Source organism: Streptomyces sp. NPDC012769 (genome assembly GCF_042901205.1).
Taxonomy (GTDB): Bacteria; Actinomycetota; Actinomycetes; order Streptomycetales; family Streptomycetaceae; genus Streptomyces.
Genome location: NZ_JBIBCP010000001.1, coordinates 646,207 through 671,862, shown reverse-complemented (window position 1 = coordinate 671,862; position 25,656 = coordinate 646,207). Strand labels below are relative to the sequence as shown.

26 protein-coding genes are annotated in these 25,656 nt (G+C 74.0%); 19 read left to right on the top strand and 7 right to left on the bottom strand.

What is annotated here, in order from left to right; all coding sequences use genetic code 11:
- Positions 1-82: 82 nt before the first annotated feature.
- Positions 83-1,360 (bottom strand): ATP-grasp domain-containing protein, encoded by a 1,278-nt coding sequence (locus ACFY7C_RS03135; protein ID WP_389642851.1) that lies wholly within the window; start codon positions 1,358-1,360, stop codon positions 83-85.
- Complete coding sequence (locus ACFY7C_RS03130; RefSeq protein WP_389642848.1) at positions 1,357-2,025, bottom strand: hypothetical protein; 669 nt, start codon at positions 2,023-2,025, stop codon at positions 1,357-1,359. The genes ACFY7C_RS03135 and ACFY7C_RS03130 overlap by 4 nt, the downstream gene beginning before the upstream one ends.
- Positions 2,026-2,212: 187 nt before the next feature.
- Here ACFY7C_RS03130 and ACFY7C_RS03125 point away from each other — a divergent pair, with 187 nt between their 5' ends.
- The 10 genes from ACFY7C_RS03125 to ACFY7C_RS03080 all read left to right on the top strand — a co-directional run bounded on the left by ACFY7C_RS03125 (position 2,213) and on the right by ACFY7C_RS03080 (position 13,149).
- Complete coding sequence (locus ACFY7C_RS03125; RefSeq protein WP_389642846.1) at positions 2,213-2,968, top strand: amino acid ABC transporter ATP-binding protein; 756 nt, start codon at positions 2,213-2,215, stop codon at positions 2,966-2,968.
- Between the two features lie 97 nt (positions 2,969-3,065).
- Positions 3,066-3,908: a glutamate ABC transporter substrate-binding protein gene (locus ACFY7C_RS03120; protein WP_389642843.1), complete on the top strand. Its 843-nt coding sequence runs from the start codon at positions 3,066-3,068 to the stop codon at positions 3,906-3,908.
- Between the two features lie 10 nt (positions 3,909-3,918).
- Entirely contained in the window at positions 3,919-4,584 is a 666-nt protein-coding gene (locus ACFY7C_RS03115) for an amino acid ABC transporter permease (protein WP_389642840.1), read from the top strand.
- Positions 4,581-5,510, top strand: coding sequence for an amino acid ABC transporter permease (locus ACFY7C_RS03110; RefSeq protein WP_389642837.1), 930 nt, complete (start codon positions 4,581-4,583; stop codon positions 5,508-5,510). The genes ACFY7C_RS03115 and ACFY7C_RS03110 overlap by 4 nt, the downstream gene beginning before the upstream one ends.
- A 104-nt stretch (positions 5,511-5,614) precedes the next feature.
- Positions 5,615-7,216: a molybdopterin-dependent oxidoreductase gene (locus ACFY7C_RS03105; protein ID WP_389645925.1), complete on the top strand. Its 1,602-nt coding sequence runs from the start codon at positions 5,615-5,617 to the stop codon at positions 7,214-7,216.
- A gap of 53 nt (positions 7,217-7,269) precedes the next feature.
- Entirely contained in the window at positions 7,270-8,559 is a 1,290-nt protein-coding gene (locus ACFY7C_RS03100) for a sulfite oxidase (RefSeq protein ID WP_389642834.1), read from the top strand.
- Between the two features lie 101 nt (positions 8,560-8,660).
- Positions 8,661-9,491, top strand: a complete 831-nt coding sequence (gene nadE, locus ACFY7C_RS03095) for an ammonia-dependent NAD(+) synthetase (protein WP_389642831.1) — start codon at positions 8,661-8,663, stop codon at positions 9,489-9,491.
- A 188-nt stretch (positions 9,492-9,679) separates the two neighbouring features.
- Complete coding sequence (locus ACFY7C_RS03090) at positions 9,680-10,072, top strand: VOC family protein (protein ID WP_389645922.1); 393 nt, start codon at positions 9,680-9,682, stop codon at positions 10,070-10,072.
- A gap of 144 nt (positions 10,073-10,216) precedes the next feature.
- Positions 10,217-11,695 (top strand): cellulase family glycosylhydrolase, encoded by a 1,479-nt coding sequence (locus ACFY7C_RS03085; RefSeq protein ID WP_389642828.1) that lies wholly within the window; start codon positions 10,217-10,219, stop codon positions 11,693-11,695.
- Positions 11,696-11,835: 140 nt separating this feature from the next.
- A complete protein-coding gene (locus tag ACFY7C_RS03080; protein ID WP_389642825.1) occupies positions 11,836-13,149 on the top strand; it encodes an alpha/beta fold hydrolase in 1,314 nt (437 codons plus the stop codon).
- A 55-nt stretch (positions 13,150-13,204) separates the two neighbouring features.
- On the opposite strand, the gene ACFY7C_RS03075 is transcribed toward ACFY7C_RS03080, so the two are convergent.
- Together ACFY7C_RS03075 and ACFY7C_RS03070 are read right to left on the bottom strand one after the other, a co-directional pair.
- Positions 13,205-13,798: a TetR/AcrR family transcriptional regulator gene (locus ACFY7C_RS03075; RefSeq protein ID WP_389642822.1), complete on the bottom strand. Its 594-nt coding sequence runs from the start codon at positions 13,796-13,798 to the stop codon at positions 13,205-13,207.
- Positions 13,795-14,364, bottom strand: coding sequence for a hypothetical protein (locus ACFY7C_RS03070; RefSeq protein WP_389642819.1), 570 nt, complete (start codon positions 14,362-14,364; stop codon positions 13,795-13,797). The genes ACFY7C_RS03075 and ACFY7C_RS03070 overlap by 4 nt, the downstream gene beginning before the upstream one ends.
- Positions 14,365-14,544: 180 nt before the next feature.
- Between ACFY7C_RS03070 and ACFY7C_RS03065 the strand changes: the two genes are divergently transcribed.
- The 5 genes from ACFY7C_RS03065 (at position 14,545) to ACFY7C_RS03045 (ending at position 18,363) form a co-directional block, all read left to right on the top strand.
- Positions 14,545-15,693, top strand: a complete 1,149-nt coding sequence (locus tag ACFY7C_RS03065; RefSeq protein ID WP_389642817.1) for a substrate-binding domain-containing protein — start codon at positions 14,545-14,547, stop codon at positions 15,691-15,693.
- 71 nt (positions 15,694-15,764) lie between these two features.
- The gene (locus ACFY7C_RS03060) at positions 15,765-16,658 is read left to right on the top strand and encodes an SIS domain-containing protein (RefSeq protein WP_389642814.1); all 894 of its coding nucleotides are present in this window, start codon (positions 15,765-15,767) and stop codon (positions 16,656-16,658) included.
- Positions 16,659-16,698: 40 nt separating this feature from the next.
- Positions 16,699-17,460, top strand: coding sequence for a PIG-L deacetylase family protein (locus ACFY7C_RS03055; protein WP_389642811.1), 762 nt, complete (start codon positions 16,699-16,701; stop codon positions 17,458-17,460).
- A gap of 69 nt (positions 17,461-17,529) precedes the next feature.
- Positions 17,530-17,700, top strand: a complete 171-nt coding sequence (locus ACFY7C_RS03050) for a hypothetical protein (RefSeq protein ID WP_389642808.1) — start codon at positions 17,530-17,532, stop codon at positions 17,698-17,700.
- A 9-nt stretch (positions 17,701-17,709) separates the two neighbouring features.
- Entirely contained in the window at positions 17,710-18,363 is a 654-nt protein-coding gene (locus ACFY7C_RS03045; protein WP_389642806.1) for an enoyl-CoA hydratase/isomerase family protein, read from the top strand.
- Positions 18,364-18,541: 178 nt separating this feature from the next.
- Here ACFY7C_RS03045 and ACFY7C_RS03040 read toward each other — a convergent pair whose 3' ends face one another.
- From ACFY7C_RS03040 to ACFY7C_RS03030, 3 genes are all read right to left on the bottom strand, one after another.
- Complete coding sequence (locus ACFY7C_RS03040) at positions 18,542-19,321, bottom strand: VOC family protein (RefSeq protein WP_389642803.1); 780 nt, start codon at positions 19,319-19,321, stop codon at positions 18,542-18,544.
- Positions 19,322-19,437: 116 nt separating this feature from the next.
- The gene (locus ACFY7C_RS03035; RefSeq protein WP_389642800.1) at positions 19,438-20,379 is read right to left on the bottom strand and encodes an SDR family oxidoreductase; all 942 of its coding nucleotides are present in this window, start codon (positions 20,377-20,379) and stop codon (positions 19,438-19,440) included.
- Between the two features lie 133 nt (positions 20,380-20,512).
- Positions 20,513-21,514, bottom strand: a complete 1,002-nt coding sequence (locus tag ACFY7C_RS03030; protein WP_389642797.1) for an NAD(P)/FAD-dependent oxidoreductase — start codon at positions 21,512-21,514, stop codon at positions 20,513-20,515.
- Between the two features lie 63 nt (positions 21,515-21,577).
- On the opposite strand from ACFY7C_RS03030, the gene ACFY7C_RS03025 reads away from it, so the two are divergent.
- The 4 genes from ACFY7C_RS03025 (at position 21,578) to ACFY7C_RS03010 (ending at position 25,586) form a co-directional block, all read left to right on the top strand.
- Positions 21,578-22,162, top strand: a complete 585-nt coding sequence (locus ACFY7C_RS03025; RefSeq protein WP_389642794.1) for a helix-turn-helix domain-containing protein — start codon at positions 21,578-21,580, stop codon at positions 22,160-22,162.
- Positions 22,163-22,264: 102 nt separating this feature from the next.
- Positions 22,265-23,269, top strand: a complete 1,005-nt coding sequence (locus ACFY7C_RS03020) for an NADPH:quinone oxidoreductase family protein (RefSeq protein WP_389642791.1) — start codon at positions 22,265-22,267, stop codon at positions 23,267-23,269.
- Positions 23,266-24,504 carry an acyl-CoA dehydrogenase family protein gene (locus ACFY7C_RS03015; protein WP_389642788.1) on the top strand — a complete coding sequence of 413 codons (1,239 nt, stop codon included), beginning with the start codon at positions 23,266-23,268 and terminating at the stop codon, positions 24,502-24,504. Before ACFY7C_RS03020 ends, ACFY7C_RS03015 begins: the two co-directional genes overlap by 4 nt.
- Positions 24,501-25,586, top strand: a complete 1,086-nt coding sequence (locus ACFY7C_RS03010) for an acyl-CoA dehydrogenase family protein (protein ID WP_389642785.1) — start codon at positions 24,501-24,503, stop codon at positions 25,584-25,586. Before ACFY7C_RS03015 ends, ACFY7C_RS03010 begins: the two co-directional genes overlap by 4 nt.
- The last annotated feature ends 70 nt before the right edge of the window (positions 25,587-25,656 follow it).

Here is a 25,656-nt window from a genome sequence, read left to right as displayed (position 1 = left end):
AAGCCCGGCCCGCCCCGACGGCCGATCGGGGCGGGCCGTCACGAGCCGGTGACCGTCACGAGCCGGTACGGCGGACGCCGGCTCAGGAGGCGGTGTCCCCGGAGTAGTCGACGCGGACGGTCCGGTCCAGACGGGCGTGGAACTCCTCGGCCTCCGCCAGGTGGGCGTGCCGGGAGATCACGAACGCCGGATAGCCCGTGAAGTCCGGGTGCGGGCGCACCACGTCGCCCGGGAAGAGCATCTGCACCACATGGTCGACGCGCGGGTCCGCCCGCAGCTCGGCCAGACCGTGCAGCGCCGTGATCCGGCCGTGGCCGCCGCACGGCACGATGTAGTTGGCCGCGGCCCCCACCGGCTCCCGCAGCCCCTCCCCGAGCGGGAACGAGGGCGCGCCGCCCACCGCGATCCGCAGCGCCTCCGCCGCCAGGTCGATCCCGGAGACCCGGGAGGCGACGTAGTGGGAGACACCGGAGCCGCCGATCCGCGCCCCCATCTCCAGGAGGTACGGCTTCGCCCCGCCGCGCAGCCGCAGCTCGGTGTGGCCGGGCCCGTCCGTGATGCCGAGCGCCGCGTGCGCGGCGACCACCTCGCGGACGACCGCGTCGCGCACGGCCTCCGGCAGCTCGGCGGGCGCCCGGTAGACGCTCTCCTCGAAGTACGGGCCCTGCGGCTCGCCCTTGTAGCCGATCGACAGCACCTGCACCGTGCCCCCGTACGCCAGGGACTCCACGGCGAACTCGGGGCCGTCCAGATACTCCTCGACCACCAGCGCCGCGTCCGCCACACCCAGCTTCGCCGCGCACACCCGGCGCACCCCGGCGACCACCGCGCGCAGCGCGGCGGGCGTCTCCGCCTTGGTGACGCCGAGACTGGAGAAGCCGTGCGCGGGCTTCACCACCACCGGGAAGTCCAGCCGCCCGGCCGCCGCCAGACCCGGCTCGGCGTCCGGACCGTCGATCCGTACGAACCGGGGCACGTTCAGCCCCGCCGCGGCCAGCCGCTCCCGCATCACCCGCTTGTCCTGGGCTCCGAGGGCGGCGTCCCGGCCGATCCCGGGCAGCCCGAGGAGTTCGGCGGCATCGGCGACGAACGGCACCATCGGGTCGTACAGGGTGGCGAGGCCCTGGAACGGCCGGGCCGCGTGACGCGCGCGCAGGACCCGCAGCGCCCCGGCCCGGTCGCCTTCGGGGTCCAGCGGCAGCAGCTCGACGACCGCGGGCGGCAGCCGGTCGGCCGCGATCTCCTCGTCGGGCCGGGGCACGAGCACCAGATCGATGCCGGCCCGTTCGGCGGCCTCGAAGATCCAGGGCAGTGTGGTCCGCTGGAAGACGAGGACCAGGGTGGGGCGCGCGGCGCTCACGACGGGGTTCCTCGCCCGGAGACGGAGACGGAGACGGAGGCCACGGCGTCCGGCGCCCGTTCCGGTACGGGAGCGGGGGCCGGTCCCGGGAGGGGCGCCGGTCCGCTCGCGGGCGCGGGCGGCGCGAAGCCCTCGCTGCCGGCGATCAGGACCGGCGACGAGCCGGCCCGGTCGCCTCCGGGCATCGGTGCCGGGGTCTTCCCGTACAGGGCGAAGAAGCAGTCGAGCCGGCCGTCCCCGGGCGGGGTGCCGTGCTGGGCGTGGCCGCAGGCGAGGAGGAAGACGGTCTCGCCCGCCACCGGCTCGGGCAGCGCGTCCCGGGACCGCCCGAAGTCCGGCCGGCTGTCGAGTCCGGCGGCCAGCCAGCCGTCGATGTCGGCCTCCAGCGCCGCGGCCTGGCCGTCGAGCGCGTGCCGCCGGTACCAGGCCGCGCCCTCCTCCCGGATCCGCAGCAGCAGCGCCCGGTCGGACGGGTCCGGCGCGGACAGGGTGCCGTCGTCGGACTGCCGGGCCCGGAAGCGGTTCACCAGGGGGATGAGCGAATCCGTGAGCACGGCGCCCTCGGCGCGCAGATACTCCGGGACGGTGGCGGCGGCGATGGGAGGCTCCCTCCTCGGCGTCGGCGCGGACGCCGGCCGGATCGTGCGCGGTTCCTGGGTGGGCAAGATCCAAGCAACCGGGGGCCGCCGGGGCAAGACCTTTCCCGGCCCGTCCCGCATGCCGGTCGGCCGGCCACCGCCCACCACCGCCGGGGCCCGCGGCCGCCCGGCGTGCGCCCGTCCGGCGGAGGGCGGAGCATGAACGTGAAGAGGGAGGGAGCGACAGGCGGGGGCGGTGACCCAGGAGGGTGCCATGTCCGTCCCGGACAGCGGCGACGCGCTCGTCGTCCTGAAAGACGTCGACAAGCACTTCGGCACGCTCCATGTGCTCCAGTCCATCGACCTCACGATCCACCGCGGGGAGGTCGTGGTCGTCATCGGCCCCTCCGGGTCCGGCAAGTCCACCCTCTGCCGTGCCATCAACCGCCTGGAGACCATCGACTCCGGCACCATCGTCATCGACGGCAAGCCGCTGCCCGCCGAGGGGCGGGACCTCGCGGCGCTCCGCGCGGACGTCGGCATGGTCTTCCAGTCCTTCAACCTCTTCGCGCACAAGACCGTCCTCGAGAACGTCACCCTCGGCCAGATCAAGGTCCGCAAGAAGGACCGCAGGAAGGCCGAGGAACGCGCCCGGACACTCCTCGACCGGGTCGGGGTGGCCAGCCAGGCGGACAAGTACCCCGCCCAGCTGTCCGGCGGTCAGCAGCAGCGGGTCGCGATCGCCCGCGCCCTCGCGATGGAGCCGAAGGTGATGCTCTTCGACGAGCCGACCTCGGCGCTCGACCCGGAGATGATCAACGAGGTCCTGGAGGTGATGCAGCAGCTGGCCCGGGACGGCATGACGATGGTGGTCGTCACCCACGAGATGGGCTTCGCCCGGTCCGCCGCCAACCGTGTGGTCTTCATGGCGGACGGGCGGATCGTCGAGGCGGCCGCCCCGGACGAGTTCTTCGGCAACCCGCGGAGCGAGCGCGCCAGGGACTTCCTGTCGAAGATCCTGCACCACTGAGGACCCGGCGAGGCGCCGCCCAGCGCCCCGCGCCACCGACCCGTACCACCCGCACCACCCGCACCGCCCGAGTACGACCCGTATCACCGTTGGGGTGATGACCATGAACCCGCTCAGGAACCGAAGGCTCGCGGTGACCGCGGCAGCCGCGGTCGTCCTCTCCTTCACCGGTACGGCGTACGCCGCCGGCCTGCCGGCCGACCACGGGGGCGACAAGATCACCATCGGCATCAAGTACGACCAGCCCGGCGTCGGCCTGAAGACCCCGGACGGCACGTACACCGGCTTCGACGTCGACGTGGCCACGTACGTCGCCAAGGAACTCGGCCACGAGCCCTCCGACATCGAGTGGAAGGAGGCCAAGAGCGCCGACCGCGAGACGATGCTCCAGCGCGGCGACGTGGACTTCATCGCGGCGTCGTACTCGATCAACGACAAGCGGGCCGAGAAGGTCGACTTCGCCGGGCCCTATCTGCTCGCCCACCAGGACGTGCTGGTCCGCGCCGACGACGACTCCATCAAGAAGCCCTCCGACCTCAACAACAAGAGGCTGTGCTCGGTCACCGGCTCCACCTCCGCGCAGAACGTCAAGGACAAGGTCGCGCCGGACGCCCAGCTCCAGGAGTACGGCGGCTACTCCGAGTGCCTGACGGGACTCGAGAACGGGGTGATCGACGCCCTCACCACGGACGACTCGATCCTCGCCGGCTACGCCTCGCAGGACGCCTTCAAGGGCAAGTTCAAGCTCGGCGGCTTCAAGCTGAGCAACGAGAACTACGGCATCGGCGTGCAGAAGGGCAGCGACCTCAAGGACAAGATCAACAAGGCGCTGGAGAAGATGGTCGCCGACGGCTCCTGGGACAAGGCCGTGGAGAAGAACTTCGGTCCGGCGAACTACAAGAACGAACCCGCCCCGAAGATCGGCACCGTGGTGAAGTGAGAAGGCCGACGTGTTCGACTTCCTCGAAGGCTACGACCTGCTCGGAGCGTTCTGGACGACCGTCCAGCTGACCCTCTACTCCGGGATCGGTTCCCTCGTGTGGGGGACGCTGCTGGCCGCCATGCGGGTCAGCCCCGTCCCCCTCATGCGGGGCTTCGGCACCGTCTACGTCAACATCGTCCGCAACATCCCCCTCACCGTCATCATCGTCTTCACCTCCCTGGGCCTCTTCCAGACCCTCGGCGTGAGCCTGGGCGCCAAGGACTTCACCGTCGTCAACTTCCGGCTGGCGGTCCTCGGGCTCACCGCGTACACGGCGGCGTTCGTGTGCGAGGCCCTGCGCTCCGGCATCAACACCGTCCCGCTCGGGCAGGTCGAGGCCGCCCGGGCCATCGGGCTGAACTTCACCCAGACCCTGCGGCTGATCGTCCTGCCGCAGGCCTTCCGGTCCGTCGTCGGGCCGCTCGCCAACGTCCTGATCGCCCTGACCAAGAACACCACCGTCGCCGCCGCCATCGGCGTCGCCGAAGCCGCCCTGCTGATGCGGGAGATGATCGAGAACGAGGCCCAGCTCATCCTCATCTCCGTGATCTTCGCCGTGGGCTTCCTCTGCCTCACCCTGCCCACCGGGCTGATCCTCGGCTGGGTCGCCAAGAAGGTGGCGGTGAAACGGTGAAGACCAGACCGACCGTCCTCTACGACGTCCCCGGCCCCCGGGCCCGCCGCCGGAACCTCCTCTTCACCCTCGTCTTCCTCGTCGCCCTCGGCCTCGTCGTCTGGTGGGTGGTGCGGAGCCTCGCCGACAAGAACCAGCTCGACTGGGCCAAATGGGAGCCCTTCTTCACCGACTCCCGGGTCTGGAGCACCTATGTGCTGCCGGGCCTGAAGAACACCGTGATCGCCGCGGCCCTCGCCATGGTCATCGCCCTGCCGCTCGGCGCGCTCTTCGGCATCGGCCGGCTCTCCGACCACCGCTGGGTACGGATGGGCGCGGGCACCGTCGTGGAGTTCTTCCGCGCCATCCCGGTCCTGATCCTGATGCTCTTCGCCAACGCGGCCTACTCCGAGTTCACCGACATCAGCCCCGAGACACGGCCGTTGTACGCGGTCGTCACCGGCCTCGTCCTCTACAACGGGTCCGTCCTCGCCGAGGTGGTCCGCGCGGGCATCCTCGCCCTCCCGGCCGGCCAGACCGACGCGGCGAAGGCGATCGGCATGCGCAAGGGCCAGACCATGACGCAGGTGCTGCTGCCGCAGTCGGTCACCGCCATGCTGCCCGCGCTCGTCAGCCAGCTCGTCGTCATCGTCAAGGACACGGCCCTCGGCGGCGCGATGCTCGGCTTCTCCGAGCTGCTCGCCTCGGTCCGCCCGATGAGCGCCAACTACGGCGCCAACACCATCGCCAGCTTCACCGTGGTCGCCGTGGTCTTCGTCGCCCTCAACTTCCTGCTCACCTCCTTCGCCGCCTGGCTGGAGGCCCGACTGCGCCGCGCCAAGAAGTCCACGGGAGCGGTGGTCGGCGCCGACGCGGTGGAGGAACTGGCGGTCCCGGGGGAGCACGGGCCACCGGGCGGTGAACGGCCCGGAGGAAAGCGACCATGAGGAAAGCGACCATGAGGAAAGCGGCGGCTTGAGCGACGGGGTCCCCGGCGCGCCGGTTCAGCCCGGGACGGGCCCGTGCCGAAGAGAGGAGCATGGACTCCTCCATGGCACCGCCTCCGCCCTCCGAACCCGCCGCTCCGACCCGCACCGACCGTCTTCTCGCCGCGCTCGGCGGCATCCTCGCCGGTTACGGCGGGCTCGCGGTCGCCGCGCTCGTCGGCGTGGTCGTGCGGCCCGAGGCCGGGCCCGTGGCGGCGGTCGGGGACGCGGTCGTCGACCGGACCCCGGCGGCCGTGAAGGACTGGGCGATCAGCACGTTCGGCGCGCGGGACAAGGCCGTCCTGGAGTTCGGCATCCTGGTGCTGCTCGCCGCCCTCGCCGCCGTGCTCGGGCGGCTCGCGCTCCGGCACCTCGGCGCGGCCCTCGCCGGGGTGGCCGCCGTCGGGGTGTTCGGGGCGCTCGCGGCGGTGACACGGCCCGACTCCGAGTCGGCCGCCGACGCGCTGCCCTCGCTCGCCGGGGCGCTCGCCGCCATGGTGCTGCTGTGGCTCCTGACGCGGCGGGCCACGACGGGGGCGGGGGCGACGACGGGGGCGGGGGCGACGACGGGGGGTCGGCGCCGGTTCCTGGTCGCCGGCGCGGGCGTGGCCGTGGGCGCGACCGGAGCCATGGCCCTGGCCCGTACCGTCGGATCCACCCGGTCCGGGAACGCCACCGCCTCCCGCAACGCCCTCCGGCTGCCCCGGCCCGCCTCGCCCGCGCCCGCCGTCCCGGCCGGGGCCCAGCTCGACGTCGACGGCATCAGCCCCTTCGTGACCCCCAACCGCGACTTCTACCGCGTCGACACCGCCCTCGTCGTCCCGCGCGTCGACGCGGGCGGCTGGCGACTCCGCGTCCACGGCGCGGGAGTCGCGGACGCACGCACCTTCACCCTGCCCGAGCTGATGCGCCGCGAGGTCGTCGAGCGGGACATCACCCTCGCCTGCGTCTCCAACGAGGTCGGCGGCTCCCTCGTCGGCAACGCCCGCTGGCTCGGGGTGCGCCTCGCCGACCTGCTGCGCGACTGCGGGGTCCGCCCGCCGTCCGCCGGCGGCCCCGCCGACCAGCTCGTGGCCCGTTCCGTGGACGGCATGACCATCGGCACGCCCGTCGAGGAGGTCATGGACGGCCGCGACGCGCTCCTCGCCTTCGGCATGAACGGCGAACCGCTGCCCTTCACCCACGGCTTCCCCGTCCGGATGATCGTGCCCGGCCTCTACGGCTACGTCTCCGCGTGCAAATGGATCGCCTCCATCGAACTGACCACGTTCGCCGCGTACGACGCCTACTGGGTGCCGCGCGGCTGGGCGGCCCGCGCCCCCGTCAAGACGCAGTCGCGGATCGACACCCCCCGCGACGGAGCCCGCCTCACCGCCGGGCCGGTCGCCGTGGCGGGCGTCGCCTGGGCCCAGCACCGGGGGATCTCGGGGGTGCGGGTCCGGGTCGACGACGGCCCCTGGCGGGAAGCGGAGCTCGGGGCCGAGGACAGCCCCGACACCTGGCGCCAGTGGGTCCACCGCTGGCAGGCCACCCCCGGCCGGCACACCCTCACCGTGCGCGCCGTCGACGGCACCGGAGCGGCGCAGACCGAGGCACGCGCCGACACCATGCCGGACGGGGCGACCGGACTGCACACGATCACGGTGAGCGTCGAACCGGCCGGATGACGCTCCACCCGCCAGCGGATGAGACGGGCCGCCCGGCGGCGCACCATGAAGACATGGACGGCACCCCGGACCGCGTCCCCACCCCATCGGACCGCGCCCCCACCCCACCGGACCACGCCCCCTCGACCCCGGCCCCGGCCGAGCCCCACGCCACGGCCAGGGACCCGATCCCGGCCACGGACCCGATCCCGGCCACGGCCCCGGCTCGCGCGGCCCCGAGCCGCGCCCACGCGGCGCCGGACCTCAGGGACGTCAGCGCGCCCGGCCGGCTCGCCGGGTCCGACGAGGGCATCAGCGGCGCGGAGCTGGCCCTCGCCGCCCGAAACCACGGTCTTCCCCTCGAAGCGCTGCGCTACGACACCACCCCGCCCGGCCTGCACTACGTCCTCGTCCACTACGACATCCCCGCCACCACCGCCGACGACTGGCGGCTCACCGTCGGCGGCCGGGTCCGCCGCCCCCTCTCGCTGGACCTCGCCGCACTGCGCGAACGGCCGGCCGTCACCCACCGGGTCACCCTGGAGTGCGCCGGCAACGGCCGCGCCCGCCTCGCCCCGCGCCCGATCAGCCAGCCCTGGCTCGTCGAGGCCGTCGGCACCGCCGACTGGACCGGCGTCCCGCTGGCCGCCCTGCTGGCCGAGGCGGAGGTCGGCGAGGGCGCCGTCGAGGCCGTCTTCACCGGCGCCGACCACGGCGTCGAACGCGGCGTCGAGCAGGACTACCGGCGCGCCCTGCCCCTGACGGTCGCCGCCGACCCGGCCCGGGACGTGCTCGTGGCGTACGCCATGAACGGCGCCCCGCTGCCGCCCCAGCACGGCCACCCGCTGCGCCTGGTCGTGCCCGGCTGGTACGGCATGGCCTCGGTGAAGTGGCTGCGCGACATCACCGTCACCGACACCCCGTTCACCGGCTTCCAGCAGACCGTCGCCTACCGCTACCGGCAGGACCCCGACGAGCCCGGCGAAGCGGTCGACGTCGTCGCGCCCCGCGCTCTGATGATCCCGCCCGGCTTCCCCGACTTCATGTCCCGCGCCCGCGTCGTCCGCCCGGGCCCCGTCCCGCTCGCCGGCCGCGCCTGGTCCGGGCACGGCCCGGTGGCGCGGGTGGAGCTCAGCACCGACGGCGAGGAGACCTGGACCGACACCGAGGTGACCGCCGACCCGGCCCGGCCCTGGGCATGGGCCGCCTGGCGCACGACCTGGACCGCGACCCCGGGCCCGTACCGGCTCACCGTCCGCGCCACCGACGCCACCGGCCGCACCCAGCCGCTCACCGCGCCCTGGAACCGGGGCGGCTTCGGGAACAACCTCGTCCAACGGGTCGAAGTGGTCTGCCTCACGTAGGGCGTGCGGGCCTCCGGAGGGCGGCGGGCCCCGGGATAGAGTCGACCCGGGACGTCCACCGCACACCACCGCACCACCGCACCCCCACCGAGGAGCTTTCCGTGACCGACCCGGAGACCACCGCCGTGCAGCAGCAGATCGCCCGGGAGCTCGAGGTCTCCGAGACCTTCGACCCGCGCGAGGAGATCGAGCGACGGGTGGCCTTCCTCGCCGAGCGGCTCACCTCCACCGGGCTGCGCTGCCTGGTCCTCGGCATCAGCGGCGGTGTCGACTCCACCACCACGGGACGGCTCTGCCAGCTCGCCGTCGAGCGGGTCCGCGCGGCCGGTCACGACGCCACCTTCTACGCCATGCGCCTGCCCTACGGCGTCCAGGCCGACGAGCACGACGCGCAGCTCGCGCTCGGCTTCATCCAGGCCGACGAGGTGCTCACGGTGGACATCCGGCCGGCCAGTGACGCCGCCCTCGACGCCACCCGCGCCGCCGGGGTCGTCTTCCGCGACGACCACCACCAGGACTTCGTGCACGGCAACATCAAGGCCCGGCAGCGGATGATCGCGCAGTACGCGGTCGCCGGCGCCCACGACGGCCTGGTCGTCGGCACCGACCACGCGGCCGAGGCCGTCTCCGGCTTCTTCACCAAGTACGGTGACGGCGCCGCCGACGTCGTCCCGCTCACCGGCCTCACCAAGCGCCGGGTCCGCGCCGTCGCGGCCGAGCTGGGCGCCCCCGCCGAGCTGGTGTGGAAGACCCCGACCGCCGACCTGGAGACCCTCGACCCGGGCAAGCCCGACGAGGACGCGCTCGGCGTGACGTACGACGAGATCGACGACTTCCTGGAGGGCAAGCCGGTCGGCGAGGCGGCCTTCGCCTCCATCGTGCGCCGCTACCGCCTGACCGACCACAAGCGCCGCCTCCCGATCGCCCCCTGACCGCACCCCCGCCGTCAGCACCCTGCCGTCAGCACCCCGGTGCCCCGCACCCGGGCGTCCGCACCCGAGGGTGACAGGCGGAGGACCATCCGGCCGTTTCCGCGTGGCGGGGACGGCCGGTCGTCGTGCGGGTGGTGTGCCCTGAGAGGACGTCAGCAGACGTCCCACCGAAGGGAGAACCACCCGTGTTGTTCGGCAGCACCCCGGCGTTCAGCAGTTTCTCGGTCGACGACATCGACACGGCCCGCGGCTTCTACGGCGACACGCTGGGCCTTCAGGTCGGCGAGGAGGGGACGGGGGACATGCGGATGCTGTTCCTCACCCTCGCCGGCGGCGCGAAGGTCTTCGTGTACCCGAAGGGCGACCAGCACGCCCCGGCGAACTTCACCGTCCTGAACTTCCAGGTCGACGACATCGACACGGCCGTCGCCGCGCTGAAGGAGAAGGGCGTCGAGTTCCGGCGGTATCCGGGCTTCGACCACGACGACAAGGGCATCGTCCGCAACAGCGACAACGAAGGCCCGGCCATCGCCTGGTTCACCGATCCGGCGAGGAACGTCCTCGCCGTCCTCCAGGAGTAGCACCACCGTCGAGCGCTGCGGTCGGCGGACGAGTCAGTCCGCTGAACAGCGTTCTCTGTCATGACTCTTGTGGGTGGGGCGGCGCTCCTGCTATCTCTCCGTTAGGAAAGTTTCCTTCCAGTCCCATCGTCCGCGGAGACCCCCATGACTTCGGCACGATCGGTTCAGATAGGCGGCGGCCTCGGAGCCGCCGTCGCCGCCCTCCTGCTCGGCCTCACCCCACCCTCGACCGCCGAGGCGGCCCCCACGGCCCCCACGGCTCCCACGGCCGCCTCCGCCGTCGTCCGCGAGGCCGAGACCGCCACCGTCTCGCAGGGTGCGGTCGAGTCCGACCACACCGGATTCACCGGCAGCGGCTTCGTCAACTACCACAACACCACCGGCGGTTACGTTGAGTGGAAGGTCGACGCGGCCACCGCCGGCACCGGCACCCTGACCCTCCGGTACGCCAACGGCAGCACCACCGGCCGGCCCATGGACATCACGGTCAACGGGACCCTCGTCGCCGACGAGAAGGCCTTCGGGCCCACCGGCGCCTGGACCACCTGGTCCACCACCAGCCTCACCGCCGCCCTCAGGGCCGGCACCAACACCGTCCGCGCCACCGCCACCACCGCGAACGGCGGCCCCAACGTCGACCACCTCGCCGTGGACACCGCCACCACCCCGCCGCCCGCCACCGGCACCCCCACCGCCGTCAACGGCCAGCTGAAGGTCTGCGGCACCAAGCTCTGCAACCGCCACGACAAGCCGATCCAGCTGCGCGGCATGTCCAGCCACGGCACCCAGTGGTACGCGCAGTGCCTCACCACCGGCTCCCTCGACGCCCTCGCCAAGGACTGGAACGCCGACGTCCTGCGCGTCTCCACCTACGTCCAGGAGGGCGGCTACGAGACCGACCCGCGCACGTACACCGAGCTCGCCTCCGGCCTGATCGACCAGGCCACCGCGCGCGGCATGTACGTGATCGTCGACTGGCACATGCTCGACCCGGGCGACCCGTACGCCAACCTCGCCCGCGCCAAGACCTTCTTCACCGAGATCGCCCAGCGCCACGGCACGAAGACCAATCTGCTCTACGAGATCGCCAACGAGCCCAGCGGCGTCGCCTGGTCCCGCATCCGCTCCTACGCCGAGGAGCTCATCCCGGTCATCCGCGCCAAGGACCCCGAGGCCCCCGTCCTCGTCGGCACCCGCGCCTGGTCCTCCTTCGGCGTGTCCGAGGGCGGCGGCGAGGCCGAGGTCGTCGCCGATCCGGTGAAGGCCGCCAACATCATGTACACCTTCCACTTCTACGCGTACTCCCACCGCGACGAGTACCTGAACACCCTCTCCCGCGCGGCCGACAAGCTGCCCGTCTTCGTCACCGAGTTCGGCACCCAGAACTACGCGGGCGAGGGCGTCGACGACTTCGCGATGAGCCAGAGGTACCTGGACCTCATGGCCGCGAAGAAGATCAGCTGGGTCAACTGGAACTACTCCGACGACCACCGCAGCGGCGCCGTGTTCAAGAGCGGGACCTGCGCGAACAACGGCCCGTGGACCGGGACCGGCTCCCTCAAGCCCGCCGGGGTCTGGATCCGCGACCGGATCAGGACGGCGGACGACTTCCCCACCTCCTGACCCACCTCCTGACCCGGCTCCTTCCCCTCCTCCTGATCCGCCTCCCGACCCGGTGAACCCGCCGGACCCCTGAAGCGGTGTGCGCCCCCGCCCTGTGATGCACTGTCCTGGCGGGGGCGTCACGAACAGGAGCAGCCAGCGTGTCCACATACCGTCAGCCCGGACTCGTCCTCACCGACCGCCGGTTCACCGTCCCCCTCGACCACGACCGCCCCGGCGGCGAGTCGATCGAGCTCTACGGACGCGAGATCGTCGCGAGCGACAAGGCCGACCGGACCGACCTGCCCTGGCTGCTGTACCTGGAGGGCGGGCCCGGCTTCGGCGCCCGCCGCTTCATCGGCCGGCAGGCGTGGCTCGGCCGGGCGGTCCAGGAGTTCCGGGTCCTCCTGCTCGACCAGCGCGGCACGGGGAACTCCACCCCCGCCAACCGGCAGACCCTGCCGCTGCGCGGCACCCCGCGCGAGCAGGCCGACTACCTCGCCCACTTCCGCGCCGACTCCATCGTCAGGGACTGCGAGCTCGTCCGCCGGGAAGTGACCGGCGGAGCCCCCTGGACCGTCCTCGGCCAGAGCTTCGGAGGGTTCTGCGCCACCCACTACCTCGGCGCCGCCCCCGAGGGCCTCGCGACCGTCCTCGTCACCGGTGGCCTGCCGTCCCTGCACGCCACCGCCGACGAGGTCTACCGGGCCGCCTACCCGCGCATCCGGCGCAAGAACGAGGACCACTACGCCCGCCACCCCGAGGACGTCGAACGGGTCCGCCGGATCGCCGCCCACCTTCACGAGCACCGGGTCGCCCTGCCCGGCGGCGGCCTGCTCACCCCTGAGGCCTTCCAGTCCCTCGGCATCCTCCTCGGCGGCGGCACGGGCACCCACCAGCTCCACCTCCTCCTCGAGGACGCCTTCGTCCCCACCCCGGCCGGCCCCGCCCTCTCCGACGCCTTCCTCGAAGGCGTACAGGCCCAGCTCTCCTACGCCGGACACCCGCTCTACGCCGTCCTCCACGAGGCCATCTACGCCCAGGGGCCCGGCCGCGGCCACGGGCCGACCGACTGGGCCGCCGAACGCGTCCGCGCCGAGTTCCCCGAGTTCGACGCCGCCAAGGCGCTCGCCGGCGAGGGCCCCGTCCTCCTCACCGGCGAGACGATCCACCCCTGGCACTTCACCACCGACCCGGCCCTGCGCCCGCTGCGCGAGACCGCCGAGCACCTCGCCGCGCGCACCGACTGGACCCCGTTGTACGACCCCGCGCGGCTCGCCGCCAACGAGGTGCCGGCCGCCGCCGTCGTCTACCACGACGACATGTACGTCGACACCGCCCACTCTCTTGAGACGGCGCGGGCGATCCGGGGCCTGCGCACCTGGGTCACCGACGAGTTCGAGCACGACGGCGTGCGGGCCGGCGGGCCGCGCGTCCTCGACCGGCTCCTCGCGCTGGCCCGGGGCGAGCTCTGAGTCGTCCCGAGGGGGCGCCCCGCGCCGGGACGCGCCGGGGACGCGCCGGGTGCGGCTACCCGGCGAGCGTGCGCAGGACCTTCTGCGTCATCCGCCGCAGGGCCGCGCGGTCGGTGGTGTCGGGGCCGGGACGGGTCACCCCGTCGTAGGCCAGTCCTTCGGCGAAGGCCACCAGGATCCGTCCGCCCTCCTCGGGGTCCGGGCTGCCGGCCGCCGTCGCCAGGAGCCGGGCCCGGTCCACGAACAGCCGCCTGACGCGGTGCAGTTCCGCCCCCACTTCGTCGTGCGGGCGCCCGGCGGTCAGGAGGACGATCTCCAGGCGTGCGCGGGTCCGGTCCCGTCGCGGGCCCAGCCAGTGCGCGAGCACGCCCGCGAAGCGGTCCGCGGCCTGGAGCAGCGGCGGGGCGTCGGCCAGCGCCTCGGAGACGGTCGCCGCCTCGATGTCCGCCACCTCGTGTTCGGCGATGAACGCGACGACGGCGGCGAGCAGGGCCTGGCGGGTGCGGAAGTAGTAGCTGGTGGAGCCCGCCGGGACTTCGGCCCTTGCGTCGACCGCACGATGGGTCAGGCCGCGCAGTCCCTCCTCGGCGATGACCCCCACCGCCGCGTCGAGCAGCGCCCGCACCCGCGGACTCCGGGCGCCGCTCATCCGAGGGCCCGCTGCCGGAGCCTGCGCAGCATCAGCAGGCGTACGAGCCCGCTGAAGGGTCTGATGAGCCGCCAGTACCGCCCCATGGCACGTCGGGCGGTGTCGTCGAGGCACAGGACGCGGGTCTCGGTCACGACCTTCGTGCCGCCGGTGGCCGGATCGGGGGTGAAGCGCATGCTGAACGTGGCCTTCGCGTAACCCGGTTCGTCGAAGGCCGCGAACGCGCGCGCGTCGGTGACGTCCGGCCGGCCGTTGGCCGCTCCCATGGTCCACCACTGCCCCACGATCCCCCGGACGATCTCTCGGGGGGCGTCTTCGGCGAGCAGCAGGAAACCGCTCCGCAAGCCGTTCTCCGTCATCGACGCCTGGTCACGGCCGTTCTTCCAGCGGCCGAGCCACCCTCGTAGGGCGAACAGGGCCCGGACGACCGGCCCCCAGCCCTCCCCGCCGGGCTGCTCCATCGTCCGCCATGCCGTCCACACCGTCTCCAGGGGAGCGGGGATGACGGTCTGATAGCGCGATCCGAAGTGCGGACGAGGAACGTACGTGCCTGCGATTCCACTCATGAGCCGCACTCTACACATGTAGAGGGCGAGGGGTGGCGTGCTCGGCGGGATCGGCGCGCGACGCCGGACGGAAGCCCGCGTTCCGAGCGGGAGCAATCCGCGGGCGCGGGGATAGGATTCGCGGCGCAATCGATCAGCGGCGGTGGCCGGCGGTCGACGGTCGGAGCACGAGGGGGCCCGATGGCACACGGAGGGATTCCCGCGCCCGCGTCCGGACGCGAACTGAAGTTCCGGGCCCTCGTGGCCCAGCTCCGCCGCGGCATGCTCGACGGGACCTGGCCGCCGGGCAGCAAACTCCCCACCGAGCGGGCCCTCGCGGCCGACACCGGCGTGTCGGTGACCACCGTCCGCCGCGCCTACGAGGACCTGGTCGCCCTCGGTCTGGTCGAACGCCGCCAGGGCGCCGGCACCTTCGCCGCCCCGCGCACCGAGGAGGACCGCCCCGACCGCAGCGTGGTCGGCGTCCTCGTCCCCGACACCGCCTTCTACTACCCGCGCGTCCTCCACGGCATCGAGCAGGAACTCACCGCCGCCGGCGCCCGGCTGGTCCTCGCCTGCTCCCACTACGACCCGGCCGAGGAGGACGCCGCCGTCGCCCGTCTGCTGACCGCCGGCGTCCACGGGCTGCTCCTCGTGCCCACCCTGCACACCGCCATCGACCCCGGGCGGCGGGCCGAGGAACTGCTCGCCCTGCCCGTGCCCGCCGTCCTCGTCGAGCGGCGGCTCGCCGCCCACGGGCCCGGCGACCCCACCGAGCACGTGTGCACCGACCACGAGGGCGGCGCCTACGACGCCGTACGCCATCTGCGGGCGCTCGGGCACCGGCGGCTCGGCCTCGTCGTCCGCTCCGACGCGCCCACCACCGCCCCCATCGAGTCCGGCTTCGCCCGCGCCGTCGCCGACCTCGGCCTGCCCGCGTCGCCCCACCGGCAGAGCGACGTGATGGGGGAGTGGAACCCCGAGCGCGCCGACCGGGCGGTGGCCGCCCTGCGCGAGGCCGGGGTCAGCGCCGCGCTCTGCTTCGGCGACCGCGAGGCCGCGCTGGTGCTCGCCGCCGCCCGCCGGGCCGGACTGCGGGTCCCCGACGACCTCGCCCTGATCAGCTACGACAACGAGTTCGCGGACGTCGCCGAGACCCCGCTGACCGCCGTGTCGCCGCCCAAGTTCCAGGTCGGCAGGCTGGCCGCGCGGATCCTGCTGCGGCGGCTCGCCGAGGGAGACGCCTCGCCCCTGCACCAGGTGCAACTGCGGCCCCGGCTGGTCGTCCGCGCCTCCTGCGGCGCGGCCCCCGACCGCATCGCGGACAAAAGTCCAAGCGGTGCTCACTGATTGCTCATGGTGCGTCAGGCCGACGGGCGATAGACATCCGTCCGGAGCCCCGAGAGAGGAAACCGGACGCCATGACCACCCATGTCGACACCGAGATCGCCGCTCAGCCCGATTGCTGGCGCCGCGCCGCCCGCCTCGCCGCCGAACGGGCCGAGCTGCTGCCCCGCCCCGGTGAGCGGGTCGCCGTCGTCGGCTGCGGCACCTCGTACTTCATCGCCCGCTCCTACGCGGCGCTGCGCGAGTCCCTGGGCGCCGGCGAGACCGACGCCTTCCCGGCCTCCGACCCGACCCCGCTCGGCCGCCGCTACGACCGGATCGTCGCCCTCACCCGCTCCGGCACCACGACCGAGGTCGCCGCCCTGCTCGACGGCGCCGCCGGCCGGATCCCGACGCTCGTCCTCACCGCGGTCCCGGACAGCCCCGCGGCGCGCCGGGCCGACGCGGTCCTCGACCTCGCCTTCGCCGACGAACGCTCCGTCGTCCAGACCCGGTTCCCCACCACCGCCCTCCAGCTGCTGCGGGCCGGACTCGGCGTCGACCTCGCCCCGTCGATCACGGACGCCGAACTCGCCCTCTACGAGCCGCTGCCCGCCGCCTGGACGACGCACCGCCAGTTCACCTTCCTCGGCACCGGCTGGACCGTCGGCCTCGCCGACGAGGCCGCCCTCAAGCTGCGCGGCGCCGCACGCGCCTGGGCCGAGTCGTACCCGGCGATGGAGTACCGCCACGGTCCCATCAGCATCAGCGACCCCGGCAGCCTGGTCTGGTGCGTCGGCCCCGTCCCGTCCGGTCTCGCCGACGAGGTCCTCGCCACCGGCGCGCGTTTCGTCGCCGACGCCGTCGACCCGGTCGCCGCCCTGGTGCGCGCCCAGCGCCTGGCCGTCGCCCTCGCCGGCCGCCGCGGCCTCAACCCCGACCGGCCCCGCAACCTGACCCGTTCCGTGATCCTCGCCGGCGCCCGCTGAGCCGCTGAACTCCCCACTCCTCGGGCCGTATTCTGCGGCCATGAGCGAGAAGATCGAACAGGACCCGCCGCAGCTGGAAGAGATGCCCTCCGACTGGCAGCGCGCCCTTGCCGTCGTCGCCCACCCCGACGACCTCGAGTACGGCTGCGCCGCCGCCGTTGCGGGCTGGACGGACACGGGCAAGGAGGTGACGTACCTGCTCGTCACGCGCGGCGAGGCGGGCATCGACGGCCTCGACCCGGCCACCTGCGCCCCGTTGCGCGAGCGGGAGCAGCGGGACAGCGCGGCGGTCGTGGGCGTGGAGGCCGTGGAGTTCCTCGACCACCGGGACGGGGTGATCGAGTACGGGCTCGGGCTGCGCCGTGACATCGCCGCGGCCGTCCGCCGCCACCGGCCCGAGCTCGTGATCACCCTCAACCACCGCGACACCTGGGGCCCGGGGCCCGGCGGCTTCTGGAACACCCCCGACCACCGTGCCGTCGGGCGCGCCACCCTCGACGCGGCGGCGGACGCGGGCAACCGCTGGATCTTCCCCGAGCTGACCGAGCAGGGCCTCGACCCCTGGACCGGGGTCCGCTGGGTGGCCGTCGCCGGTTCCCACCTGCCGACCCACGCCGTCGACGCCCGCCCGGGCCTGGAGCGCGCCACCCGCTCGCTCCTCGCCCACCGCACGTACATCGAGGCGCTGACCGACCAGGACGCGGAGGAGTACTGCCGCGCGTTCGTCGCCGAGTCGACCGGCCGTGCCGCCGCCCGCTTCGGCGGACGCCCGGCGGTGGCGTTCGAGGTGTTCCCCCGCTGACGGCCCCCGGCTAGGCTCCCTGACCGGTCCGCCTGACCTGATCGTCCGTCAGTAACCCGGGGGTGCACGGTGATCGACACGCTCGACCACACGATCCCGGAGGGCGAGGAGCGCCTCTCCCTCCGGATCGAGGACGGCATCGGGGTGCTCACCCTGTGCCGCCCGGAGAAGCTCAACGGCTGGAGCTGGGAGGCGAGTCGGCAGCTCGGGGTGTTCGCCGACCGGATCCGCTTCGACTAGCGGATCCGGGTGGTGCTGCTGCGCGCCGAGGGCCGGGCCTTCTGCGCGGGCATCGACGTCACCGCGCCCGGCGGGGGCATCACCGGGCGCTCGGCCGCCGAGCGCGCCCACCGCTACGCCGAGGGCATCCGCTGGGCCCACGAGCGGTTCGCCGCCTTCGCCCGGCTGCCGCAGCCGGTCGTCGCCGCCGTGCAGGGCTTCTGCCTCGGCTTCGGCTTCGAACTCGCCCTGATGGCCGACGTCCGCATCGCCGCCGAGGACGCCGTCTTCGGCCTGCCCGAGACCGGCATCGGCGTCGCCGTGGACGCGGGCGGCGACCTGCGGATCGCCCGCGAGGCGGGGGCGGGCTGGGCCAAGTACCTGGCGCTCACCGGCCGCAGGATCGACGCGGCCACCGCCGAGCGGATCGGTCTGGTCCAGCGGGTCACACCCGTCGGCGACCTGGACCGGGAGGCCGCCGAGACGGCCGCCGCCGTCGCGGCGGCGGCCCCGCTCGCCGTGCGGGCGGTCAAACGGAACGTCGACGCCTTCGCCGACCGGGGCCTCGCCGACGCCCTCGACCGCACGGCCCTCGCCGCCGCGCTCACCCTCACCTCCGAGGACGCCCAGGAGGGCTACACGGCGAAGGCGACCCGCCGCCCACCCCGCTTCGAGGGCCGCTGAGGCAGCCAGGCCGGGGCGCCCTCGTGCGCGCCACCGAGGGCCCCGCAGCCCTCCGGCCTCCGTGGCCTGGCTTCCGCCCCCGCCCTGGCCCTTGATCCCGCGGCACGGGGGCGCGCCGCCGAAGGCGGCCGAGCAGTTCCGCGGACTCGGACCGGTCCCTCCGCGCATGGGGCGTCCGTCAGTGCGTGGGCGCGGGCTTCAGGACGGCGAAGGGCGCGCCGAAGGGGTCGGCGAGCCAGGCGATCCGGCCGACGTCGGGGACGTCCGTCGGCGGCATGAGGACCGAACCGCCGCTCTCCTGGACCGACGTGGCGATCACGTCCGGGTCCGTCACCGCGAAGTACGGCACCCAGCGCGCCCGGGACGCGCCGCTCTGGAGCGGCGCCACACCGCCGAACGAGGCGTCCTGCTGGTCGCCTTCGGCCGTGGAGACGACCCGGTAGGTCATGCCCGGCGTGTCCATCGCCTGCCAGCGCCAGCCGAACAGCGCGCTGTAGAAGGCGAGGGTGACCTCGGGGTCGCCGGTGTGCAGTTCGGCCCACACCAGGGTGTTGTCCTCGGAGGTCCGCTCCAGGCCCTTGATCGTGCCCGGCTGCCACACGGCGAACTCGGCGCCGCCCGGGTCGGTCAGGGCCGCCATCCGCCCCGCGTCCATGACGTCGAAGGCGGGGACCCGTACGGTCCCGCCGTTGGCCTCGGCGGCGTGCTCGGTGGCCTCGGCGTCCGGGGTCTGGAAGTAGACGGTCCAGGCGCTGCTCGCGCCCTCCTCCGTGAGCGGGCCGAGCGCCGCGACCGTACGGCCGTCCTGCTGGAAGAAGCCGTAGCCGCCCGCCTCCGGTCCCGCCGGGACGAAGTCCCAGCCGAAGACCCGGCCGTAGAAGACGGCGGCCGCGTCGGTGTCGGGGCTGCCGAGGTCGATCCAGCTGGGGGAGCCCGTCGTGAAGTCCGTACCGAGCATGGGGTGAGTCCCGTCCTTCCCTGAGGGAATGTGTTCCCGTCACCTTGTCCGATCCTCGTCGCTGCCTCCGGTCCGTGTGCCCCGCCGGCCCGGGTTTCATCCGCTCGGCCCAGCGCTCAGCGCCGGCCGCCCGTCCCACAAGGGCCCGCCTCGGGGAAGGGCCCGCGCCCCAGCTGGGTGCGCACCGGCACGACCGGCTCGTTGACCAGGGACCGGCGCTGCCAGTTCGCGCCGTCGACCACCAGGGTGTGACCGCTGACGAAGCGGGCGTACGGGGAGGCCAGGAAGGTCGCCGCCCAGCCGAGCTCGCGTGGGCGGCCCACCCGCAGGGCGGGCTGCCGGTCGTCCGGCCGCCCGGCCCGGTCGAGGTTGGCCCGGATGTCCGGCGGCAGGTCCTCGTGCGGCATCAGACCCGGCACCAGGCCGTTGACCTGGATCCCGTACGGCCCCCACTCCACGGCCAGCGTCTCGGTCAGGTTCTTCACACCGGCCTTCGCCGCCGCCGAGTGCGCGTAGCCCGGCCCGCCCGTCCAGGCGTAGGAGGCACCGACGTTGACCACCGAGCCGGGCGTGCCCGCGGCCAGGTGCCGCCGCGCGAACTCCCGCGTCGTGAACCAGGTCCCGGTGAGCGTGATGTCGACGACCGCCCGCCAGCCGTCGGGCGACAGCTCCTCCGCCGGTACGGGGAAGTTGGCGGCGGCGCAGTTCACCAGGACGTCCGGCCGGGCGCCCAGCTCCGCCTCGCAGGCGTCGAAGCCGTCGGCGAGGCGCTCGGGCTCACGGATGTCGCAGACCAGGGCCGCCACCCGGGTTCCGCCCACCGTGGTCAGCTCCTCGCGGGCCGCCGCGACCCGCCCGGCGGTCCGCCCCACGATCGCCAGATCCGCCCCCAGCCGCGCGAACTCGGCGGCGATCGCCTTCCCGAGCCCTGACCCCCCACCCGTCACCAGCACCGTCCGCCCGGCGTAGGTCCCCGCCGGCAGGGCGCTCGCCCCGAGCGGGGGAGGAGCGGGAAGCCCGGGTGCGGCCACGGTCTCGTCGTCCTTCGCGTCCGTCATGGCGCATCGATAGCGCGCGGCCCACGAGAACGGAAGACGCGCCGCATCCCGGCAGGGGCGGGCGGGTCCGGCGCGCGGAGGACGGGCGCGGGGATGGCGCCGGGCCGCCCCCGCGCCCCGTGTCACCGCTCCCTCACCCCTCGGCCGCCGCCACGCGCCGGTCCAGGTCGGCCATCAGCAGGTCCGCGTTGACCATGGCGGCCGCCCGGTAGCCGCCGCTCGCCGCGTTGATCACCTGTTCGTGGGCGCCGATCGCGTTGCCGGCGGCCCACACCCCGGGCACGCTCGTCCGGCCGGTCTCGTCGACCGTGACGAACTCGCCGAACGGCGTCTCGTGCGTGGCCGCGCCCAGCGCCCGCAGCAGCCCGTCGCGCGGCACCGTCCTGGTCCCGACGAACAGCACCTCGCGGGGCACGATCCGCCCGTCCGCCATCCGTACGCCCGTGATCCGGTCGTCCTCGACCACGAGCCCCGCCACCTCGCCGGTCACCACCGTCACGCCGGCCGCCGCGAGCCGGGCGGCGTCCTCGGCCGACGGCTCCGGCGCGGTGTGCAGGAACAGCGTCACGTCGGGGGACCACTGCGAGACCATCAGGGCCTGATGCGCAGGCATCACCGGGTGCGCGATCACGCCGAAGGCCCGGTCGCGGACCTCCCAGCCGTGGCAGTACGGGCAGTGGATGACGTCCCGTCCCCACCACTCCGCGACCCCGTCGATCTCCGGCAGCTCGTCCACCAGACCGGTCGTCACGACCAGCCGGCGCGCGCGGAGCATCCGCCCGTCGGCGAGCGTCACGGTGAAGCCGTCCCGCCCGTCGGCACCCTCCGGCCCGTCCGGCACGGCCGCCGTCACCAGCCCCCGCGTCCACTCCACCCCGTACGCGGCGATCTCCCGCCGTCCCACGGCCAGCAGCTCCGCCGGGTTCATCCCGTCCCGGGAGAGGTAGCCCTGCATATGGGCGGCGGGGGCGTTGCGCGGCTCCCCGGCGTCGACCACCAGGGTGGCGCGCCGTGCCCGGCCCAGGACCAGGGCGGCGCTGAGGCCGGCCGCGCCGCCGCCGACCACCACCACGTCGTACGTCCGGTTCTCGGTCCCGCGCTCGTTCCGGTTCTCGGTGTGCGTGCTCTCGTTCATATGTCGAGGGTTGCTTCCGGCTCCACATTTGACAAACCGAGTTGCCGTTTCTGCAATAGGAAAATGACCGAAGACGAACGCATCGCCTCCGTGCTCGACGAGGTCGGCCCGCGTCTGCGCCGCATCCGCAGGGAACGCGGCGCGACCCTCGCCGAGCTGTCCGCCTCCACCGGCATCTCGGTGAGTACGCTCTCCCGGCTGGAGTCCGGTGGCCGCAGACCCAGTCTCGAGCTGCTGCTGCCGATCGCCCGCGCGCACCAGGTCCCGCTCGACGAGCTCGTCGGCGCCCCGCCGGTCGGCGACCCCCGAGTCCGGTCCCGGCCGATCGTGCGCCACGGCCGCACGCTGTACCCGCTCACCCGCCAGCCCGGCGGCCTCCAGGCGTACAAGGTCGTCCAGGAGCCCGGAGCCGAGAGCCCGGACCCGCGGGTGCACGAGGGCTACGAGTGGCTCTATGTGCTCTCGGGGCGGCTGCGGCTGATCCTCGGCGACCACGACGTGGTGCTCGCGGCGGGGGAGGCCGCCGAGTTCGACACGCGGGTCCCGCACTGGTTCGGGCCCGCGGACGGCCGTCCGGTGGAGTTCCTGAGCCTGTTCGGGCCGCAGGGCGAACGGATGCACGTACGGGCGCGGCCCAAGAAGTCCTGAGCGCCTGGTTCCGTCAGGCCAAGCGACCGCTTAGTATGCGAGCCATCCGTGCGGCACGGCCGCACGGCGCCCAGGACCACGACGGCTGCTGGAGGCCTCCGCATGCAGGCATGGCGAGTGCACGAGAACGGCGAACCGGGCGAGGTGATGCAGCGCGACGAGGTGGCCCGGCCCGAGCCCGGTGCGGGTCAGGTGCTGCTGAAGGTCCGCGCCACCGGCCTCAACTTCCCCGACGCGCTGCTGTGCCGGGGCCAGTACCAGGTGCGGCCGCCGCTGCCGTTCACCCCCGGCGTGGAGATCTGCGCCGAGACCGAGGACGGCCGCCGGGTCATCGCGACCCCCTCACTGCCGTACGGCGGCCTCGCCGAGTACGCCGTCGCCGACGAGGCCACGCTGCTCCCGGCGCCCGAGGCGCTGGAAGACGCGGAGGCCGCCGCCCTCCACATCGGCTATCAGACCGGCTGGTTCGGCCTGCACCGCAGGGCCGCCCTCAAGGAGGGCGAGACGCTCCTCGTGCACGCCGCCGCGGGCGGCGTCGGCAGCGCCGCCGTCCAGCTCGGCAAGGCGGCCGGTGCCACCGTCATCGGCGTCGTCGGCGGCGCGGACAAGGCCGCCGTCGCCCGGGAGCTCGGCTGCGACTCGGTCGTCGACCGGCACGCCGAGGACGTCGTCACCGCCGTCAAGGAGGCCACCGGCGGCCGCGGCGCCGATGTGATCTACGACCCGGTCGGCGGCGCCGCCTACCAGCAGTCGGCCAAGCTCGTCGCCTTCGAGGGCCGGATCGTGGTCGTCGGCTTCGCCAGCGGCACCATCCCGAGCCCCGCCCTCAACCACGCCCTGGTGAAGAACTACTCGATCGTGGGCCTCCACTGGGGGCTGTACAACCTCAAGGACCCGGCCGCCGTCCTGCGCTGCCACGAGACCCTCACCGAACTCGCCGCCAAGGGCCTGATCAAGCCGTACGTGAGCGAGCGCGTCCCCTTCGACGGCGCCGCCGACGCCGTGCAGCGGCTCTCCGAGGGCGTGACCACCGGTCGCCTGGTCGTCCTCCCTGCGGGGCGTCCCGAGGGACTCCCGGACGGACTCACGGAAGGAGCCCGCGCATGACCACCCGTACCGACAAAACGGCCCCCACCGACGGCGCCGCCCGCAGCGGCCGAGCCGTCGACGCCGACGAACTGCGCGCCCGCACCCGGCGGTTCCTCGCCGAGCACCCGCCGGCCGACACCGACCGCACCGACTTCCTGCGCGCCCGCTTCGACGCGGGCCTCGCCTGGGTGCACTACCCGGTCGGCCTAGGCGGGCTCGACGCCCCCCGCGCCCTCCAGGCGGTCGTCGACGCCGAACTCGCCGCCGCCGAAGCCCCCGACAACGACCCCCGCCGGATCGGCATCGGCCTCGGCATGGCCGCCCCCACCCTCCTCGCCTACGGCTCCGACGAGGTCAAGGAGCGCTTCCTGAAGCCGCTGTGGGTCGGCGAGGAGGTCTGGTGCCAGCTCTTCAGCGAACCGGGCGCCGGCTCCGACCTCGCCGCGCTGGGCACCCGCGCCGTCCGCGACGGGGACGGCTGGGTGGTCAACGGGCAGAAGGTGTGGACCTCCAGCGCCCATGTGGCCCGCTGGGCCATCCTCATCGCCCGCACCGACCCGGACCTGCCCAAGCACCGCGGCATCACCTACTTCGTCTGCGACATGACGGACCCGGGCGTCGAGGTCAGGCCGCTGCGCCAGATCACCGGCGAGGCCGAGTTCAACGAGGTCTTCCTCACCGACGTCCGCATCCCCGACGCCCATCGCCTCGGCGAGGTCGGCGACGGCTGGCGGGTCGCCCAGACCACCCTCATGAACGAGCGGGTCTCCATCGGCGGCGCCCGCATCCCGCGCGAGGGCGGCATGATCGGGAAGGCCGCGGCCACCTGGCGGGACCGCCCCGAGCTGCGCACCCACGACCTGCACCGCCGCCTCCTCGACCTCTGGGTGGACGCCGAGGTCGCCCGGCTCACCGGCGAGCGGCTGCGGCAGCAGCTCGTCGCCGGCCAGCCCGGCCCCGAGGGCAGCGCCATGAAGCTCGGCTTCGCCCGCCTCAACCAGGCCATCAGCTCCCTGGAGGTCGAACTCCTCGGCGACGAGGGCCTGCTCTACGGGGAGTGGGCGATGGTCCGGCCCGACCTGGTCGACTTCACCGGCCGCGACGCGGGCTACCGCTATCTGCGCGCCAAGGGCAACTCGATCGAGGGCGGGACGACCGAGGTCCTGCTCAACATCGTCGCCGAGCGGGTGCTCGGCCTGCCCGCCGAGCCCCGCAACGACAAGGACGTCGCCTGGAAGGACCTCGCCCGATGAACGCGCAGCCGGACCTGCTCTACTCCGAGACCGAGGACGACCTGCGGGCGGCGGTCCGCTCCCTGCTCGCCGACCGGGCCGACGCGCAGACCCTGCTCGGCCGGATCGAGGAGCCGAGCCCCTACGTCCCCGGCCTCTGGGAGGCCCTCGGCGCCGGCATCGGGGCCGCGGGGCTGCTCGTCCCCGAGAAGCTGGGCGGCCAGGGCGCGAGCCACCGAGAGGCGGCCGTGGTCCTGGAGGAGCTCGGCCGGGCGGTGGCCCCGGCGCCGTACCTGACGAGCGCCGTGATCGCGACCGAGACCCTGCTCGCCCTCGACACCGAGCGGCAGCCGGTGGCCGACCTGCTCGCCGCCCTCGCGTCCGGCGAGCGGACCGCCGTCCTGGCGGTCCCGCTCGCCACCGCCCCGGGCGCCGCGCCCGTGGCCGACGGCCCCGTCCCCGCCGTCGCGGACGCCGTCGCCGCCGACGTCCTGCTCGTGCCGCGCCCCGACGGGTTGTACGCCGTGCCCGCCGCGGACGCGGTGATCACCCCGCTCTCCCCGCTCGACCTCACCCGGCCGCTCGCCCGTGTCGACGCGAGCGGCGCCGGCGGCACCCGACTCGCCGACGCCGACCGCGCCCGCGAGGCGGTCCGGCGCGGACTGCTGTCCGGCGCCGGACTGCTCGCCTCCGAGCAGCTCGGGATCGCCGAATGGTGCTTGGAGGAGACCGTCCGGCACACCAGGGAACGCCACCAGTTCAACCGTCCGATCGGCTCCTTCCAGGCGCTGAAGCACCGGATGGCCCAGCTCTGGCTGGAGCTCGTCGGGGCCAGGGCGGCGGCCCGCGCCGCCGCCGACGCGCTCGCCACCGGCGCCGCGGACGCCGGGCTGACCGTGGCCGTCGCCCAGGCGTACTGCTCGAAGGTCGCCGTGCACGCCGCCGAGGAGTGCGTCCAGCTGCACGGCGGCATCGGCATGACCTGGGAGCACCCCGCGCACCTGGCCCTCAAGCGGGCCGTGTCCGACCGGACGGCGCTGGGTTCACCCGGCCGGCACCAGGACACTGTCGCCGTCCTGGCGGACCTCCCCGCCCCCGCGTAAGGGGCGCCACCAGCGCTTGTAAGGGTCCCACGTGTCCGCACCCCTTATACATGCTGTTTAATTGCGATCG

Bases quoted from the DNA above. Each gene is read 5' to 3' on its own strand.
- ACFY7C_RS03035 (WP_389642800.1), bottom strand. From the start codon at position 20,379: ATGACGGACGCGAAGGACGACGAGACCGTGGCCGCACCCGGGCTTCCC.
- ACFY7C_RS03075 (WP_389642822.1), bottom strand. From the start codon at position 13,798: ATGAGCGGCGCCCGGAGTCCGCGGGTGCGGGCGCTGCTCGACGCGGCG.
- ACFY7C_RS03065 (WP_389642817.1), top strand. From the start codon at position 14,545: ATGGCACACGGAGGGATTCCCGCGCCCGCGTCCGGACGCGAACTGAAG.
- ACFY7C_RS03030 (WP_389642797.1), bottom strand. From the start codon at position 21,514: ATGAACGAGAGCACGCACACCGAGAACCGGAACGAGCGCGGGACCGAG.
- ACFY7C_RS03010 (WP_389642785.1), top strand. From the start codon at position 24,501: ATGAACGCGCAGCCGGACCTGCTCTACTCCGAGACCGAGGACGACCTG.
- ACFY7C_RS03120 (WP_389642843.1), top strand. From the start codon at position 3,066: ATGACCATGAACCCGCTCAGGAACCGAAGGCTCGCGGTGACCGCGGCA.
- ACFY7C_RS03020 (WP_389642791.1), top strand. From the start codon at position 22,265: ATGCAGGCATGGCGAGTGCACGAGAACGGCGAACCGGGCGAGGTGATG.
- ACFY7C_RS03100 (WP_389642834.1), top strand. From the start codon at position 7,270: ATGGACGGCACCCCGGACCGCGTCCCCACCCCATCGGACCGCGCCCCC.
- ACFY7C_RS03125 (WP_389642846.1), top strand. From the start codon at position 2,213: ATGTCCGTCCCGGACAGCGGCGACGCGCTCGTCGTCCTGAAAGACGTC.
- ACFY7C_RS03040 (WP_389642803.1), bottom strand. From the start codon at position 19,321: ATGCTCGGTACGGACTTCACGACGGGCTCCCCCAGCTGGATCGACCTC.
- ACFY7C_RS03070 (WP_389642819.1), bottom strand. From the start codon at position 14,364: ATGAGTGGAATCGCAGGCACGTACGTTCCTCGTCCGCACTTCGGATCG.
- ACFY7C_RS03105 (WP_389645925.1), top strand. From the start codon at position 5,615: ATGGCACCGCCTCCGCCCTCCGAACCCGCCGCTCCGACCCGCACCGAC.
- ACFY7C_RS03060 (WP_389642814.1), top strand. From the start codon at position 15,765: ATGACCACCCATGTCGACACCGAGATCGCCGCTCAGCCCGATTGCTGG.
- ACFY7C_RS03055 (WP_389642811.1), top strand. From the start codon at position 16,699: ATGAGCGAGAAGATCGAACAGGACCCGCCGCAGCTGGAAGAGATGCCC.
- ACFY7C_RS03015 (WP_389642788.1), top strand. From the start codon at position 23,266: ATGACCACCCGTACCGACAAAACGGCCCCCACCGACGGCGCCGCCCGC.
- ACFY7C_RS03025 (WP_389642794.1), top strand. From the start codon at position 21,578: ATGACCGAAGACGAACGCATCGCCTCCGTGCTCGACGAGGTCGGCCCG.
- ACFY7C_RS03085 (WP_389642828.1), top strand. From the start codon at position 10,217: ATGACTTCGGCACGATCGGTTCAGATAGGCGGCGGCCTCGGAGCCGCC.